14 protein-coding genes and 1 pseudogene are annotated in these 15,358 nt (G+C 59.5%); 9 read left to right on the plus strand and 6 right to left on the minus strand.

Annotated features, from left to right (window positions below):
- On the plus strand, positions 1-738 hold a 738-nt coding region (locus AACR14_RS05570), incomplete at its 5' end, for an iron-containing alcohol dehydrogenase (protein ID WP_019445460.1).
- Positions 739-826: 88 nt separating this feature from the next.
- Here AACR14_RS05570 and AACR14_RS05575 read toward each other — a convergent pair.
- The 3 genes from AACR14_RS05575 to AACR14_RS05585 all read right to left on the minus strand — a co-directional run bounded on the left by AACR14_RS05575 (position 827) and on the right by AACR14_RS05585 (position 2,297).
- A complete protein-coding gene (locus AACR14_RS05575; RefSeq protein WP_005354960.1) occupies positions 827-1,285 on the minus strand; it encodes a methylglyoxal synthase in 459 nt (152 codons plus the stop codon).
- A gap of 184 nt (positions 1,286-1,469) precedes the next feature.
- Entirely contained in the window at positions 1,470-1,946 is a 477-nt protein-coding gene (bfr, locus tag AACR14_RS05580) for a bacterioferritin (RefSeq protein ID WP_005354959.1), read from the minus strand.
- 144 nt (positions 1,947-2,090) lie between these two features.
- Positions 2,091-2,297: a bacterioferritin-associated ferredoxin gene (locus AACR14_RS05585; RefSeq protein ID WP_005335965.1), complete on the minus strand. Its 207-nt coding sequence runs from the start codon at positions 2,295-2,297 to the stop codon at positions 2,091-2,093.
- Positions 2,298-2,433: 136 nt separating this feature from the next.
- Here AACR14_RS05585 and AACR14_RS05590 point away from each other — a divergent pair, with 136 nt between their 5' ends.
- Both AACR14_RS05590 and AACR14_RS05595 read left to right on the plus strand, forming a co-directional pair.
- On the plus strand, positions 2,434-2,745 hold the full coding sequence (locus AACR14_RS05590) for an HlyU family transcriptional regulator (RefSeq protein WP_019445461.1): 312 nt from the start codon (positions 2,434-2,436) through the stop codon (positions 2,743-2,745).
- Positions 2,742-4,808, plus strand: coding sequence for a tRNA(Met) cytidine acetyltransferase TmcA (locus AACR14_RS05595; RefSeq protein ID WP_019445462.1), 2,067 nt, complete (start codon positions 2,742-2,744; stop codon positions 4,806-4,808). Before AACR14_RS05590 ends, AACR14_RS05595 begins: the two co-directional genes overlap by 4 nt.
- Here the strand turns inward: AACR14_RS05595 and AACR14_RS05600 are convergent.
- Complete coding sequence (locus AACR14_RS05600; protein WP_019445463.1) at positions 4,795-5,514, minus strand: SDR family NAD(P)-dependent oxidoreductase; 720 nt, start codon at positions 5,512-5,514, stop codon at positions 4,795-4,797. The genes AACR14_RS05595 and AACR14_RS05600 overlap by 14 nt on opposite strands.
- 201 nt (positions 5,515-5,715) lie before the next feature.
- On the opposite strand from AACR14_RS05600, the gene AACR14_RS05605 reads away from it, so the two are divergent.
- The 3 genes from AACR14_RS05605 (at position 5,716) to AACR14_RS05615 (ending at position 8,019) form a co-directional block, all read left to right on the plus strand.
- Positions 5,716-6,732, plus strand: coding sequence for a chemotaxis protein (locus tag AACR14_RS05605; RefSeq protein WP_005335957.1), 1,017 nt, complete (start codon positions 5,716-5,718; stop codon positions 6,730-6,732).
- Between the two features lie 175 nt (positions 6,733-6,907).
- A complete protein-coding gene (locus tag AACR14_RS05610) occupies positions 6,908-7,387 on the plus strand; it encodes a hypothetical protein (RefSeq protein ID WP_005354955.1) in 480 nt (159 codons plus the stop codon).
- Positions 7,388-7,404: 17 nt separating this feature from the next.
- Complete coding sequence (locus AACR14_RS05615) at positions 7,405-8,019, plus strand: superoxide dismutase (protein WP_019445464.1); 615 nt, start codon at positions 7,405-7,407, stop codon at positions 8,017-8,019.
- 83 nt (positions 8,020-8,102) lie between these two features.
- On the opposite strand, the gene AACR14_RS05620 is transcribed toward AACR14_RS05615, so the two are convergent.
- Together AACR14_RS05620 and AACR14_RS05625 are read right to left on the minus strand one after the other, a co-directional pair.
- The gene (locus AACR14_RS05620) at positions 8,103-9,050 is read right to left on the minus strand and encodes a SanA/YdcF family protein (RefSeq protein ID WP_019445465.1); all 948 of its coding nucleotides are present in this window, start codon (positions 9,048-9,050) and stop codon (positions 8,103-8,105) included.
- A 187-nt stretch (positions 9,051-9,237) separates the two neighbouring features.
- Positions 9,238-11,334, minus strand: a pseudogene (locus tag AACR14_RS05625) (collagenase); the annotation flags it as partial.
- 387 nt (positions 11,335-11,721) lie between these two features.
- On the opposite strand from AACR14_RS05625, the gene AACR14_RS05630 reads away from it, so the two are divergent.
- From AACR14_RS05630 to AACR14_RS05640, 3 genes are all read left to right on the plus strand, one after another.
- Positions 11,722-12,264: a fimbrial protein gene (locus AACR14_RS05630; RefSeq protein ID WP_026034942.1), complete on the plus strand. Its 543-nt coding sequence runs from the start codon at positions 11,722-11,724 to the stop codon at positions 12,262-12,264.
- A 99-nt stretch (positions 12,265-12,363) separates the two neighbouring features.
- On the plus strand, positions 12,364-12,753 hold the full coding sequence (locus AACR14_RS05635; protein ID WP_019445468.1) for a hypothetical protein: 390 nt from the start codon (positions 12,364-12,366) through the stop codon (positions 12,751-12,753).
- Positions 12,754-12,820: 67 nt separating this feature from the next.
- Positions 12,821-15,355, plus strand: coding sequence for a fimbria/pilus outer membrane usher protein (locus AACR14_RS05640; RefSeq protein ID WP_019445469.1), 2,535 nt, complete (start codon positions 12,821-12,823; stop codon positions 15,353-15,355).
- Positions 15,356-15,358 lie beyond the last annotated feature (3 nt).

Raw genomic sequence — 15,358 nt, forward strand, 5'->3', positions numbered from 1 at the left:
GCCACCGGTTCCGAGAGCAATCCCACCTCGGTGGTGAGCCGGGGGGATGTGAAGATCTCCTTCAGAAGCCCGCTGGTGCAGCCGCAATTTGCGGTGCTCGACCCGACCACCACCTACAGCCTGCCGCCGCGCCAGACCGGTAACGGAGTGGTGGATGCCTTCGTCCATATTGCCGAGCAGTACCTCACCTTTCCGGTGGGAGGCGAGGTACAGGATCGGCTGGCGGAAGGTTTGCTGCAGGTGCTGGTGGAGAACGGCCCCAGGGCGCTGGCGGAGCCGACCAACTATCAGGTGCGGGCCAATCTGATGTGGGCGGCCAGTTTGGCGCTCAACGGCCTTATCGGTTGCGGAGTGCCGCAGGATTGGGCCTCTCACGCCATCGGCCATCAGCTGACGGCGCTCTATGGGCTGGATCACGGCCAGAGCTTGGCGGTGGTGCTCCCTTCGCTGCTGCGTGAGCGGGCGAGCCAGAAGCAGGACAAGCTGGCCCAGTTTGCCGAGCGGGTGTGGCGTTCGACCCGCGAGGACAAGGCCCTGCGCATCGAGGAGGCGATCATCCGCACCGAGCAATTCTTCCAGAAGATGGGACTGGGGACCCGGCTTGCCGACTATGGCCTCAGCGAAAGCTGCATTCCGGCGGTCTGCTCCAACCTCAAGCGGGTGGGGCGCACCGCGCTCGGTGAGCAGCAGGATATCGACCCGGATCGGGTGGCACGCATTCTCGCCCGCGCGCTATAAGCCGGCGCCGGTTTGTGTCCCTGGCTGATTCATTTTCCCAATTAAAGAGGGCCGCTTGTTGCGGCCCTCTTGCATGAGGGTTAGCCGATCACTCGGTGCGCGCCTTCAGATAACCGGCGTAATCCGGGATCTGCACGCTGAACGCTTGCCGCATATGGGGGCTGTCCATGATGAAGTCGGCGGTCGCTTCGTTGGTGGCGACCGGGATGTTCCAGACCGCCGCAAGGCGCAGCAGCGCCTTCACGTCCGGATCGTGCGGCACCGCATTGAGGGGATCCCAGAAGAAGATCAGCACATCGATCTTCCCTTCGGCGATCAGGGCGCCGAGCTGCTGGTCGCCCCCCATGGGGCCGGAGAAGAGGCAGGTGATGGGCAGTTGCGCCTGCTTGCCGAGCATGGTGCCGGTGGTGCCGGTCGCATAGAGATGGTGGAGCTTGAGCTCCTCCTTGCGGCGCATCACCCAGTTCAGCAGAGGGGTCTTCATGTTGTCGTGAGCCACCAGTGCCACCCGTTTGTGGGGCGCCATCTCGCGTGCAATCTGTTCCATGGAAATCGTCCGTAGCATTGTTATTGGAAGAGATCCGTATCCTAATCGAAAGCCATGACAGATGCTGTGTCGGGCGTATTAACTGTGATCCTGTCGAAAAGTTTTCGGGTCATGCGACTCAAATATGGCGGCCCAAATAAAGAGACCCGCGCTGGCGGGTCTCTTTGCTTGCTGGCCTGCTGGCTCAGGAGCCGTGGTGCAGTTGCGACTGCTGATAGTTCTCCAGCCCGATGCGATCGATAAGGTCTAGCTGGGTCTCCAGCCAGTCCACATGCTCCTCCTCATCCTCCAGGATCTCCTGGAACAGGTCGCGGCTGATGTAGTCTTGCACCGACTCGGCATAGGCGATGGCTACCTTGAGGTCGGGGATGGCATCCATCTCCAGCGAGAGGTCGCAGCGCAGCATCTCTTCCACCGTTTCACCGATACGCAGCTTGCCCAGATCCTGCAAATTGGGCAGCCCTTCGAGAAACAGCACGCGCTTGACCAGCTCGTCGGCGTGTTTCATCTCATCAATGGACTCGTGATACTCCTTGTGCCCGAGCGCCTTGAGGCCCCAGTCATCGTAGATGCGGGCGTGCAGGAAGTATTGGTTGATGGCAATCAGCTCATTGGCCAGCACCTTGTTGAGGTGGGCAATGATCTTGGGATCTCCTTTCATCGACAGTGCTCCTTGGTTCGTGCCTGAGGCTCCGATCGTTAGAGTTTAGTCCAGAAAAGTGACAACAAGGGGTCTGGCGAGCCAGCTCGCCTGAGAAAAGAGGTGACCCTGTTGGCGGGTCGCATCAGAAAAGAGGTGTCCGGATCAGGCCACTTCGTAGTAGAGCACGGGTTGCTCCTGCTCCATCTTGTCGAGCTCGGCGGCAATGATCTCCATGGTCATGCGCACGCATTTTCCACATTGGGCGCCCACCTCGAGCGACTGCTTGAGTTGGCGGAATTCGCTTTTACCTGACTGCACCGCTTTGCGGATCTGGGTATCTGTGATGCCGCGGCACAAACAGACGTACATGATGGTCACCTCTTGTGGAATGAGATGAAATCTAAATGAGAATGGTTCGTAGTGCAAATAACCATTGGTAATAAGATCCCCTGCTTGCCACTGTGCAACCCCTTGGGGACAATGCTGGCAACCAGAGGAGATCACCATGCTCAAGAAACTGTTCAGCGCCCTGTTCGGGGGCGAGCCGACCAAGGCGCCGGAAGTCACTCCCACCGAATATGCCGGTTATCTCATCTATCCGGAGCCCATGGCGGAAGGGGGGCAGTACCGATTGGCTGGCCGCATCACCAAGGAGTTGGACGGCGTGCTGCAAACCCACCGTTTCATCCGCTCCGATCTGTTTGCCAATCCGGCCGATGCCGAGCGTTTCATGGTGCAGAAGGCCCACACCTTTATCGATCAGATGGGAGATCGCATGTTCGAGCCCCGCAAACCGGCTGACAGCCAAGTTTCATGACACTGCAAGAGGTCACCCTGCTGCGCGAGGCGCTGGCCCGCGCCGGTGAGCGGCGACTGATCTGGCTGGAGGGGGAGGAGGCCGAGTGCATTGCCCGCGCCCAATCCCTGCTCGGCGAGACCGTCTTCTGGCTGGGGGCGGGGCCCGAGTGCTATGCCCCGCAACCTGCCGCCAAGGCGCTGCAGCGGCTCGGTCAGGAGTGCGACACGCTGGTGTTCAATGCCTTCAGCGGCTTTCACCCCGATGCCTTCGGGGCGCTGGCAGGTACTCTATGCGCCGGTGGCTTGCTGTTGCTGCTAACGCCGCCCAGAGCACAGTGGCCTGCATGGCCGGATCCTGACCGGATCCGGCTGGTGGCCCAGCCGGAAGAGGCGAGCCGGGCCGGTCACGGTTTTATCGCCCGGCTGGTGCGGTTGCTGGTAGGTGATCCTGCCCTCTCTCTGGAGCCGCCGGTTTGCTCGCAGCCGTGGCAACCGATTGGGCCGGAGCGCAGGCTGAGCTGCGATCAGACACGGGCACTGCCCGCCATCCACAAGGTGTTGCACGGCCATCGTCGTCGGCCGCTGGTGCTGAGTGCCGACCGCGGTCGTGGCAAGAGTGCGCTGCTGGGGCTGGCTGCCGCCGAGCTGCTGCGCCAGCAGCCAGGGCTGAACATAGTGGTGACGGCCCCCTCGCAGGCAACGGTAGCGACCCTGTTTGCCCACTCAGCTCGCGGGCTAGATACCACGCCTGAACAGCTGACCGGACTGAACTACTGCTCGCCGGATCGGCTGGTGCACGAGGCGATGAATCCCGATCTGCTGCTGGTGGATGAAGCGGCCGCCATTCCGACCCCGCTGCTCGAAGCCATGTTGGCCCGCCACAGTCGCATCGTGTTTGCCACTACCGAGCACGGTTACGAGGGGACGGGTCGCGGTTTTCACCTGCGTTTCAAACGGGTGCTTGATAGTCAGACCCCGGAGTGGCAGGAGATCCACCTCTCTGAACCCATTCGCTGGAGTGAGCGCGATCCGCTGGAGCCGCTGATTTTCCGCCTGCTCGGCCTCAATGCCGAAGTCGCAATGCCCTTGCCGCCGACCAGCCCGAGCTGGCGTCTGGTCAGTCAGGGGGCGTTGGCGAGCGACGAGGAGTTGCTCAACCAGCTGTTCGGCCTGCTGGTGCTGGCCCACTACCAGACTACGCCGAGCGATCTCAGATCCCTGCTTGAGAGTCCGGATCTCGACATCCATCTGCTGGAGCAGGATGTGTGCCTGCTGGGAGTGGCGCTGGTGGCGCGGGAAGGGGGAATAGAACCCGAGCTGGCCGAGGCGATCTGGGCCGGGCGTCGCCGTCCGCGCGGCCATCTGCTGCCCCAGTCGTTGCTGGCCCACGCCGGTTTCAAAACGGCGGGGGGGCGCAGCTACGCCCGGGTGATGCGTATCGCCATCCATCCCGAGCTGCATCGCCACGGGTTGGGGTCGCTGCTGCTTGGCAGGCTTGAAGAACATTATCGTCAGGCGGGGATCGATTACCTTGGCTCGGCTTTTTCGGCCAGCGCCGACCTGCTCCCCTTCTGGCGCAAGGCAGGACTGACGGTGCTGCGCATCGGCCTGCAACGGGATGCCGCCAGCGGCTGCCATGCTGCCTTGCTGCTAAAGGCGCTTAAATCCGAGCATGAGTCCGAGATGGATCAGTGGCAGCAGCGTTTTTTACGCCAGTTGCCGACCCTGCTGGCAGGCGAGCTGAAAGGATTGGATCCCGAGCTGGTATGGCGATGTTTGCAAGGCAGTACCGTCACCGCGGCTGAGCTTGGCGAGTTCGAGCGCGACGAGATTGAATGCTTTGCCCTGCATCACAAGCCGTTTGAACTGAGCCAATGCAGCCTGCAGTTTTGGCTGGCACGCCATCTGGCTGTGTTGGCTTCACTGACTCCTGACGAACGTGCTCTGCTGATTGCCCCCATCTGGCAATACGCAGAGTGGGGGGCGCTGGCTGCTAGGTTGCAGCTGGCGGGCAAGCCCGCCGTGATCAAGAGTTTGCGGGCGCTGCTGGCGCGTCTCTTGAGTTCCTCTACCACTCGATAGGTTTGCCCTGCCAGTCGAGAAAGCTCAGCTCGCCATCCGGTTGCAGCCGGTTCATCAGGTTAATCAGATGGTCGGCTACCAGCTCGGGACTCTGCACGTTTTCTGGCGGTACATTGGCGTGAAACGGGCGGGAGAGTGGGGTATCCACTGTGCCGGGATGGAAGGCCAGCAATTTGACACCGGGGGCCCGCCGGGCCAGCTCGATGGCGGCACACTTGAGCAGCATGTTGAGGGCTGCCTTGGATGCGCGATAGCCATACCAGCCGCCTGCTCGGTTGTCGCCAATGCTGCCGACCCGGGCACTGAGAACGGCCAAGGTGCAAGACTCGCGGCCAAACAGCGGTAACAACTGGCTGATCCAGCGCAGCGGCAGCAAGGCATTGGTCTGGTAGAAGCGGGTCATGGCATCGAGATTGATTGCTTCTAGTCGCTTCTCTGGCTGGATCTCCCCCTGATGCAGGATGCCATTGCAGATCACCACCCTGTGCGGTCTCGGCACCACTTCCGCGATGCGCGCCACCACTTCTGTCATCTGCTCATCGCTGTAATCACAACATAGCCAGTGCAGACCCGGCGATGAGAGGCCAGCAGGTGCGGGCTGGCGGCTGATGGCAATCACTGGCCCGACACCCGCCGCCAACCAGTGTGTCACCAGAGCCGCCCCGATACCGCCAGAAGCGCCAATCACGACTATGCCTTCACTCATCTCAGGCTCCTTGTGAGTACATGATGGATTTCACCATCCGCCAATGTTGTCCTGATTGGCAGATACGATCCCGCCAGCCTACGGGATCAAGCGGTTAACGCTGCAATCTTGCCGAGATCCGAGCCGTTGGGTGAATTCCATTCCTATACTGAGGGAAAACCGCAGCGGTCTGCTGCCCGCGCAACCAGAATGAGAGTCACCATGATGTCCAAAGATGGGGAAGAGCGTAAATCTATCCTGACCGAAAGTGGCACCAACGAGCTTGAGATCATCGAGTTTCACCTCAAGAAGCAGCTACCGGACGGTCGTGAAAAAACCGCTTATTACGGGATAAACGTCGCCAAGGTGCGCGAGGTGATCCGGGTGCCGGAGACAACCGATTACCCCAATGCCCAGCGTCATATGGTGGGGGTATTCTCACTGCGGGATCGCCTCATCCCCCTGGTAGATCTGGCGGGCTGGCTCGGCATCAAGACCAACCCTGACCCCAGCCACAAGGTGGTGATCGTCACCGACTTCAACAAGATGGCCAACGGCTTTTTGATCGATAGCGTCAGCAGGATCCACCGGGTCTCCTGGGAGGATGTGGAGTCCCCCAGCCAGTTTCTGGAGGCGGGGGAGAACGACTGCGTGGTGGCCGTGGTCAGGCGCGATGGCAACCTCATCATGATCCTCGACTTCGAGAAGATCATCGCCGATATCAACCCCGAGCTCAGCATGGAGAAGTACGACGTCACCCAGGATCGCAAAGTGCTTATCGACGATCGCATGATGGCGCTGCGACAGGGCAAAACAATTCTGGTGGTGGACGACTCGGCCTTTATCCGCAAGATGATCGAGACCACCCTGCGCACCGCTGGCTACAACGTGATTACGGCCAAGGACGGGGGAGAGGGGCTGGAGATGATGACGGATTTCGATCGTCTGGCCCAGGAGGAGAGAATGCCGGTGACCGGCTTCGTCAATGCGGTGATCACCGATGTGGAGATGCCGCGCATGGATGGCATGCACCTGCTCAAGCGTCTGCGGGATACCCCCTCCTACAAGGAGATGCCCATCGTGATGTTCTCCTCCCTGATGAGCGATGACAACCGCCAGAAAGCGCTGCAACTGGGGGCCAACGATACCATCACCAAGCCCGAGATAGGGCGCATGGTGGGGATGATGGACCATATGCTGCTGGGGATCGCCCCGCCTTCGCCCGCCAACAACATCTGACCTGCCGTTAACTTGCAATTGGCCGGTCGAATCCACTGACCGGTTGCCTCAAGCGGCCACTCCTTGCCAAGGAGTGGCCGCGCTGTTTTGGCTGTTTGCTGCGATCCCGACGCCCCTTGTCTCCCGGACATGATTTATGTAATGATAATTATTATCATTTGTTGGTGTGAAGCATATGACAGCAACCTGGGTGAAGGGGTGGGTCGAGTCGACCGAAGGTGGCAGCAGCATGAGTCACTGGAAACAGCAGACCCGAGAGGGCAACCGGCTGTTTGACTGCGGCGAGTATCATCAGGCGCTGGCTCATTATCAGCAGGCGCTGTGGCTGGCTCGTCAGCAATTGGTGCAGTGGCATGACGCCGATGAGGCGGTGGCTGCGCTGGTTGTGGCTCACCACAATCTGGCGGATCTGCTGGTGGCCATGACTCTGCCAGATCGCGCCGCCGACCTGCTCTGCTATGTGCACGACTGCCTGCTGGCGACCTGTCACTCCCCCGCTTGCTCCTCTCGCCTGCGAGAGGCTGCTTTGCGCCATACCCGCACAACCCGTGCCGAGTTGCTGACGTTCGTACAGCGCCACGGCAGCCACGCCGGGATCATGCGTTCGCTCGGTCACTGCCTGTGTCAGAGCGAGCCCTCATCCCGGCTCCATTAATCCGAACAGAGGTCATCATGAGTCATACCCTGCCAGCCCTGAACTATGCCTACGACGCACTGGAACCCCATATCGATGCACTGACCATGGAGATCCACCACAGCCGTCATCACCAGACCTATATCAACAACCTCAACGCCGCGCTGGAAGGGGCGCCAGAGCTGGCCGCAATGCCGGTAGAGGCTCTGCTGCGCCGCTTCGATACTCTGCCTGTCACCTTGCAGGGGGCGGTACGCAACCATGGCGGCGGCCATGCCAACCACTCCCTGTTCTGGCTGGTGATGAGCCCGCAGGGGGGCGGTGAGCCGGGCGGTGAACTGGCTCTGGCCATCGAGCGGGAATTGGGGGGATTCGATGCCTTCAAGCAGGCCTTCACTCAGGCTGCCCTGAGCCGTTTTGGTAGCGGCTGGGCCTGGCTGGTGGTGGACAAGGCGGGCAGATTGCAGGTGGAGAGCAGTGCCAATCAGGATAGTCCTCTGATGCATGGCCATACCCCGATCCTGGGGCTGGATGTGTGGGAGCACGCCTACTATCTCAAGTACCAGAACAAGCGTCCTGACTATATCGCAGCCTTCTATCAGGTGGTGGATTGGGCCGAAGTGGCCCGCCGCTATCAGGCGGCGCGAGGCTGACCTGTCGCTGGGTATGGGTGTGCAGGCTCACCGCCACAACCTGCGCTGTAATAACAAGACCCGCCAGTTGGCGGGTCGTCTGTTTATGGTGTGGCAGTGCTGACGCTGGCTGCTGAAGGGGCCATCGGCATTGTGGGCAAGGCCGCACTGGGCGCCTCTGCGGTGGTTTCTGCCGCGGATTTGGCGGGAGTGACCGGATCAGTCGTTGCCGCTGCGGATAAAGCAGGAGTGACCGGCTCAGTCGTTGCCGAGGCAGACGAAGTTGCTGACTCGGTGGCAACCGCGGCAGAGACTGCCGCTGGCTTGGCCTCATCCAGCGCCGGTTTGGGTTGTTTTAGGCAGGGTTGCAGACTGCCGATGGTACTTAGTGACTGGCAAGGCACAGGCAGACCGATGGGCACAGGTGCCCCGAGGAACTTGGGCCCCTTGTCCAGTACATAGAGGTCGAGCAGCCCCATCAGGCGGGCAAAGACTTCCCGCACCCGGGTGCGGATCCCCTGATAGGCGCTGGGATCCTCGGCATTGAAGCCGACCGCATCGATACCGAAATGGCGAGCGATGAAGATGGCCCGCTCGTTATGAAAGCCCTGGGAGACCACGGTAAAGCGCTCCTGGCCGAACACCTCTTTGGCGCGAACCACTGAGTCGAGGGTGCGGAATCCGGCGAAATCCATATAGATGACGGAGGCGGGGATACCCGCCTTGATCAGGGCGCGGCGCATCTGGCGTGGCTCGTTGTACTGTACGGTAGCGTTGTCACCGGAGACGATGATGAAGTCCACCTTGGCATTGTTATAGAGCTCGGCCGCCGCCTTGATACGGTATTTGAAGTAGTGGTTGGGGCCGCCACCGGAGAGATATTTGGAGGTGCCCAGCACCACCGCAACCCGGTTGTAGGGCACCTTGTCCACCTGATCGTAGGTGTAGTGACGGGCATCCGAGACGATCCACTCGCTGTAGCCCAGCAGCATGGCAATCAGGGCCAGCAGCAAAACGAGGCAGGCGAGGAGGATCTTGGCAAACTTCTTCATGCGCGGTGCGGTCAGGGTCTGAAGTTGGGAGTGGCTATCGGCATTCTATTACAACTCGGCCGCTGGCGTCAGGCTTGATAACGGGCGGGCACCTCACTCGGGCAGAGGTTGTCGCAGCAGAGGCCGGGAGAGCGGGAGGATAAAGCGAGGGGCTGCGGTGGCAGCCCCTCTGGTCGGTGAAGGTTTATCAGTGGGCGGAGTCGTTACCCTTGCAGGCGTCGGACTCCTTGTTGGCTTGCCACCAGGGCAGCAGATCCCGGGCGAGCCATGCCTGATAGGCGTCGCTGTCGTTGGCGATCAGCCGGTCCAGCTCCCCTTCGAAGTCGCTCATCGCCTGCTGTCGATCCGGATTGCGCAGCGCCTGTGCCAGCGCCAGCCAGCTAGCGCCGCGACCGGTATCGTTGAGGAAGCGGTGAACGGTATAGGACCAGGAGTAGACCATCTCGCCACCCTGGTCGTAGTCAAGGTGGAGGATCGCCGCCAGTGTCGGGCGCTGGTTGGCGGGGCGGTTTGCCACGTTATCCAGACCCCGGGCAAAGCACTGGCCGTGGGCGATGTACTCTGCAATCCCCTCGGCCCACCAGGTGGTGCGGTTGAGCGGATAGTGGCCGAAGCTGCCGTACTGGTTGAAGCGGCCATCCAGATAGTGAACGTACTCGTGGCGCAGGTTCCACACCTGGAAGGCAGGGCGTTTCCACTCCGCCTCATAGGCGAAGAAGCGGGCCTGATTGCCGAGCCGAGCCGGATCCCCCTCGATATAGATGCCGCCATTGTCGGTGGAGACGCCAAACAGCGCGCTGCCGTAGCGGCCCCAGTCGGCGGAGGAGTTGAATATCACCAGCTCCAGCGCTTCGTTGTGATCATCGGCCACCGGTTGCCAGCCAGTCTCCATCTGCTGGTGGAAGCGCTGCTCTTCATCACCCAGCTCGCGGCAGATCCCTTCGGCCTGAGCTAAGGTCAGATCCTGGGCGCGCAGACGCAGGGTGGGCGAGCAGGTGTGCTCGAACGGCAGAATATCTTCCATGCGGATCGGGGTACAAAGCCCGGCGAACTCGCCGCTGACACAGGCTTCGCTGGTGCGATCCGTGTAGGTGAGGTAGTAGCTGGAGAGGGTCAGGGAGACCTCTTCCAGCATGGCAGCCGGATGCTGTCCGCCCGGGATCAGCCCTTGCTGGCGCATGATGGCGATGACATCGCGATCCAGCTGCTGGCGATAGGCGATCGCCTTATCCGGGCTGGTGTGATGGAGGTAGCGCATCATCTGGTAGAGGCGGCTATGGGCATCGAGGATGTTGTTGAAGATAAACAGATCCCGTGAGCCATCGCGCTGTTTCCAGAGGGCCAGCTCGCTCAGGCCCAGTTGCAGCAGGCTCTGGCGCAATGCCGCCTCCTGTTGCAGCACAGCTGCGCTGAAGTCAGCCTGCTGACCGTAAGAGGCGCTCTGATCGACCAGATTGAGCAGCTCGAACAGGCCATCGGCCCAGGGTTTGTGGCCATTGATCTGTGCCGCATGTTGCACCGCATAGCCGAGCGCCTGGTTGAGCTGGGCCAGCATGGGGGCGGCACTCTGGCGGAAGGCGGCTTGGCCAAGCTGTCCCTGCGCCGCTACGCTCCAGGCTTCCAGCACTGTGCCAGCCTGATCTTGTGGTTCGGCACCCAGCAGCAAGGGGTGGTTGAGCAGATCAATCATCACCCCGGCCAGTGCCCGGGCGGCCTGATCACTCTCCTTGCCAACGCCGCCATGGTAGTTATGGGCGCGCACATAGTAGAGCAGCTTGTCCATTGCCGGATGGGTCGGCTGGTTGGCCGCCAGCAGGGCACGCATGCCGCGCACCACCGCCATCAGCTTGGCGTCATCGTGGCCGTAATCCGCCTGCCAGGCAGGACTGTTCTGGCCGCTCACGTCGGCCACCAGTTTGGCTGCATCGCTGTCGAGCAGATCCACATCGGGTTGCTCTGGCTCGGAGCAGAGACGACCGTTGGCGCGGCGGCACTCCAGCTGCTCCTCCTTGCTGGCCAGCACGATGGGGCGATTGAGCACCCGGCTCTCCTGCCACGCTTTGCTCTCTGGCAGGGGTTGCCACTCGCTGCCGGCGACCGGGTATTGGTAGCCGCTATCTTGCAGCGTTACCTGAACCTCGCTGCCAGCGGGGATCACCTGACGGCAGATGCGATAGCGGATGGTGTTGCTCCCCTCCTTGCGCTCCTGTGGCTCATCACACTCTTGCTGAGGCGTGAGCTGATCCAGCTGCCACTGATAGCGGCGCCAGACGTGGATCTCGCTTTATGTTTTATTGTTGGCTTAAGCCATTGTTTTTTATGTGTTTATAAAAGAATTTATACAAATCAAAATGTATTTGATGTGCATCAAACGAGTCGTTAATTTGTTCGTCAAGCAAAAGCGGAATGCGGCTTTCTGCACAGACGACAAGGACGTATGTAGTTGTGCAGTTGAGGTGTAGCGGGAACTACCCCTGATGCGGTGTGCTGCTTTTGCTTATTTAAATAAACCTGAAGAGGCACAGTTTATTATTGGCATGATTTCTCATCGGCTTAATGAGAGACGAGCGCCAACAGTTGCTGTGCAGTATATCGCGGCATCACTTAATATCGTGACTCCAGCATGATTGGAGTGATGCAGTACAACACACGTTAATGTAGGTATAAACGAATGAAAGCTAATAAGATTCTGGTTGCTATGGGTGTTGGTTCCATGCTGCTGTGCGGCTCCGCTTTTGCTGCTGGTGGTGCCGGTTCCGGTAAAGTCACTTTTAACGGTGAAATCATCAACGCTCCTTGCTCTGTAGCCCCTGAGTCTGTTGACCAGGTAGTTGAAATGGGCCAGATCAGCACCAAAGAGCTGGCCAACGGTGGTGAGTCCAACTCCAAGCCGTTCAGCATCAAGCTGCTGAACTGTGAAATCTCCGACGCCGAAGATGCTGTCAAGGTGACTTTCAGCGGTGCCAAAGACCCGGTAGATTCCAGCCTGCTGGTGATCGGTGGTGGTGACGCCGCTGGTGCCGGTATCAAGATGACCGCTCCGGGTGGTGCTCCGATCGTGCTGGGTACTCCGACTTCAGCCTTTACCCTGGTTAATGGTGATAACGAACTGCCGTTCAGCGCCGTGCTGAAAGGCTATGCAAAACAAGACACCAACCCGCTGAAAGCCGGTGCTTTCACTGCAGTGACCAACTTTACTCTCTCCTACGAGTAATAGAGTGCCTTAACGTGTGACAAGGGTTGTGGTGGTGCGAGCCACCACAACTTCACACATTCTGTTTCCTCACATCGAACCCTAATCATGAAAACTTCAATGATGGCGGCCATGGTGCTGCAGCTGGTGATGATGGCGGGATCAGTCCACGCCAACGAACTCACGGATGGACTAGCCGAATCGGGCTGTACGCTGAAGGTGCTGCGCAGCATTCCACTGCAGGCTCAGCAACCGGGCACGTTGAAAATCAGCGGTTGTCAGGTTGACGGGGCGACGGTGGCATCACTGCCTTTTATTTCCATGTCCGTGCGTGGTGCCATGAGCGATGAGCTGGGCATTCTCAATAACGGCCAATATCACAAGGTATCCGGTGAGCGCTTTATTGTCTCGGATATCGTCAACAGTGATCTGGAATTCAATTTGGGGCTCATCAGCAGTCAGCTGTTTTTTCCGGACAGTACGACGCTGTTAGAACTCAATTATATGTAAGCAAACCAATTGCTTAGTGTAGATACCTCATTACGTGAGACCTTTATGCAATTCCTAGAGTGAAAATATGAGCGTTTCAACATCAGACTCTGTGAGAAAAAAACATTATTCAAAAATGGCTTTTATGCTATGCGTGCCCGGCCTGATGGCGGTGGCAAATCACGCATGGGCAGAAACGGAGTTTAATATTGATGCGCTCGATCTGGATGAGCGGACCAAGATCGACCTCTCCCAGTTTGCCGACGAAGGCTACATCCTGCCCGGCGACTACTACCTCGAGATTGAGGTCAACAAGAACAAGCTACCCCTGCAGAAAATCCCTTTCTACGAGAACGATACTGGCAAGGGAAAGGGTGGGGTGGCCTGCCTGCCGCAAGACGTGATCCCCAAGCTGGCGCTGACCGACGAGGCCATCGCCAAGATCGATACCTGGCACGATGGCCAGTGTGCCAACCTGTTGGCGCTGGACGGCGTAGTGATCTCGAACGATATCGGTAACGGCTTGCTGCGTATTGCCATCCCTCAGGCGTGGATGAAGTACAGCGATCCCAACTGGATTCCGCCCGAGCAATGGGATGAAGGGATCTCGGGGATGATGCTGGATTACAACATCAATACCCAGGTCAACGAAGGCGATGGTTACTCCAATCGCAACATCAGCAGCTATGGTACGCTGGGGTTCAACTACGGCGCCTGGCGTCTGCGGGGTGACTATCAGGCCAGCTCTTACTGGGGCGACAATGAGCGGACGTCGACCGAGCTGAACCGTATCTATGCCTATCGTCCGCTGCCGAACATGGCCGCCAAGCTGACAGTGGGTGAGCAGCAGCTCAACTCCCAGTTAATCGATGGTTTCCGCTATACCGGCGTCAACCTGGCCAATGACGAGCGCATGCTGCCGCCTAGTCTGCAGGGTTATGCGCCGGAAGTGAGCGGTATTGCCAAGACCAACGCCAAGGTCACCATCTCCCAGTCCGGCCGGATCATCTATGAAACCAACGTGCCGGCGGGCCCGTTTCGCATCCAGGGGCTGGACAGCTCGGTGCGCGGCCGCCTCGATGTGCGGGTAGAGGAGCAAGATGGCAGTGTCAATTCGTTCCAGGTAGACACGGCAACCGTTCCCTACCTGACTCGCCCTGGCTATGTCCGATACAACCTGGCGGTTGGTGCACCTTCCGAACAGACGGATTCGGTGCACGATGTGCACGGCCCAGCCTTTGTGACCGGTGATTTCTCCTGGGGGGTGGCGAACTCCTGGTCACTATACGGCGGCAGCCTGATTGCGGGTGAATACAACTCCATGGGATTGGGTATCGGTCGTGATCTCTATGCCTTCGGCGCTATTTCCGCCGACCTGACCCAGTCCATCGCCAAGTTGCCGGGCCTGTCGACCAAGATTGGCCAGTCGGTACGGGTGAACTACGCCAAGCAGTTTGATGAATACAACAGCTCGATCACCTTCGCGGGTTATCGCTTCTCCCAACATGACTTCATGACCATGTCGCAGTTCCTCAATAACAAGGATCGGTTGGAGAACAACACTACGACCTCGAGCGATGATTACAATACTTGGGGTGACAAGGAGCTCTACACCATCACCGCCAACAAGACCTTCTGGGCGGAGGATGCAGCCAAGGCGCTGACGGTTTATCTGGACTACACCCACAGAACCTACTGGGATCACGAGGCAGAGGATCGCTACGGCCTCACTATCAACAAGAACGTGAACATCGGCAGCTTCAAGGATGTTTCCGTCTATGTGTCGGCCTACAAGACCAAGACCGAGAACTACGAGGATGACAAGAGCGTCATGTTGACCCTCAGCGTGCCAATAGGGGACAGAAAGAGCGCGGGATACAGCGTACAGTCCTCCAACGGCAAGGTGACTCACCTGGCCACCTATCAGGACTACAGTCGACCGGATGATACCTATCAGTTGGGGGCGGGCGTGCAGAGCAATGGCCACGCCGTGGCGCGGGGTTACTACAACCACAACAGCGACATCGGAGCGGTCAGTCTCAATGCCTACAGCGTGCAGAGCGAATACACCTCGGTTGGTGCCAGCCTGCGTGGCGGTCTGACGGCGACCCAGCACGGTGCAGCCCTGCACCAGGCGACTCGTCGTGGCGGTACCCGTATGATGGTGGATACCGACAATACCTCCGGCGTCTCTTTCAACAATGGCCGCGCCGTGACCAACCGCTTTGGCGTCGCGGTGATCAGCGACATGACCGACTATCGCAAGAGCGACACCCGGGTCGATGTGGATCAGCTGAGCGACGACATCGATGCGATGAATGCCATCAAGCAGGGGACCCTGACCGAGGGCGCAATTGGGTATAATGCTTTCGAAATTGCGGAAGGGTTCAAGCTGCTGGCCAATGTCAGACTACCCGATGGCTCAGTGCCGCCGTTTGGTGCCACCGTCGTCAAGGATTCCGGCCGTGTGCTCTCGGTGGTGGATGAAGATGGCCTGGTCTATCTGACCGGGGTGAAACCGAATGAAGCGTTTGAACTCTCCTGGGGCGGGGCCCGCCAGTGCAAGATAGTGGCACCGCAACAAGTAACCGATCTGTCGATGAAGACTCTCACTTGCAAGTAATGG

The sequence above is a fragment of the Aeromonas sp. 159 genome (genome assembly GCF_963862045.1).
Taxonomy (GTDB): Bacteria; Pseudomonadota; Gammaproteobacteria; order Enterobacterales; family Aeromonadaceae; genus Aeromonas; species Aeromonas veronii.

Coding starts and splice junctions, on each gene's coding strand:
- AACR14_RS05605 (WP_005335957.1), top strand. CDS start 5,716: ATGATGTCCAAAGATGGGGAAGAGCGTAAATCTATCCTGACCGAAAGT.
- AACR14_RS05640 (WP_019445469.1), top strand. CDS start 12,821: ATGAGCGTTTCAACATCAGACTCTGTGAGAAAAAAACATTATTCAAAA.
- bfr (WP_005354959.1), bottom strand. CDS start 1,946: ATGAAAGGAGATCCCAAGATCATTGCCCACCTCAACAAGGTGCTGGCC.
- AACR14_RS05575 (WP_005354960.1), bottom strand. CDS start 1,285: ATGGAACAGATTGCACGCGAGATGGCGCCCCACAAACGGGTGGCACTG.
- AACR14_RS05600 (WP_019445463.1), bottom strand. CDS start 5,514: ATGAGTGAAGGCATAGTCGTGATTGGCGCTTCTGGCGGTATCGGGGCG.
- AACR14_RS05595 (WP_019445462.1), top strand. CDS start 2,742: ATGACACTGCAAGAGGTCACCCTGCTGCGCGAGGCGCTGGCCCGCGCC.
- AACR14_RS05590 (WP_019445461.1), top strand. CDS start 2,434: ATGCTCAAGAAACTGTTCAGCGCCCTGTTCGGGGGCGAGCCGACCAAG.
- AACR14_RS05635 (WP_019445468.1), top strand. CDS start 12,364: ATGATGGCGGCCATGGTGCTGCAGCTGGTGATGATGGCGGGATCAGTC.
- AACR14_RS05585 (WP_005335965.1), bottom strand. CDS start 2,297: ATGTACGTCTGTTTGTGCCGCGGCATCACAGATACCCAGATCCGCAAA.
- AACR14_RS05610 (WP_005354955.1), top strand. CDS start 6,908: ATGACAGCAACCTGGGTGAAGGGGTGGGTCGAGTCGACCGAAGGTGGC.
- AACR14_RS05615 (WP_019445464.1), top strand. CDS start 7,405: ATGAGTCATACCCTGCCAGCCCTGAACTATGCCTACGACGCACTGGAA.
- AACR14_RS05630 (WP_026034942.1), top strand. CDS start 11,722: ATGAAAGCTAATAAGATTCTGGTTGCTATGGGTGTTGGTTCCATGCTG.
- AACR14_RS05620 (WP_019445465.1), bottom strand. CDS start 9,050: ATGAAGAAGTTTGCCAAGATCCTCCTCGCCTGCCTCGTTTTGCTGCTG.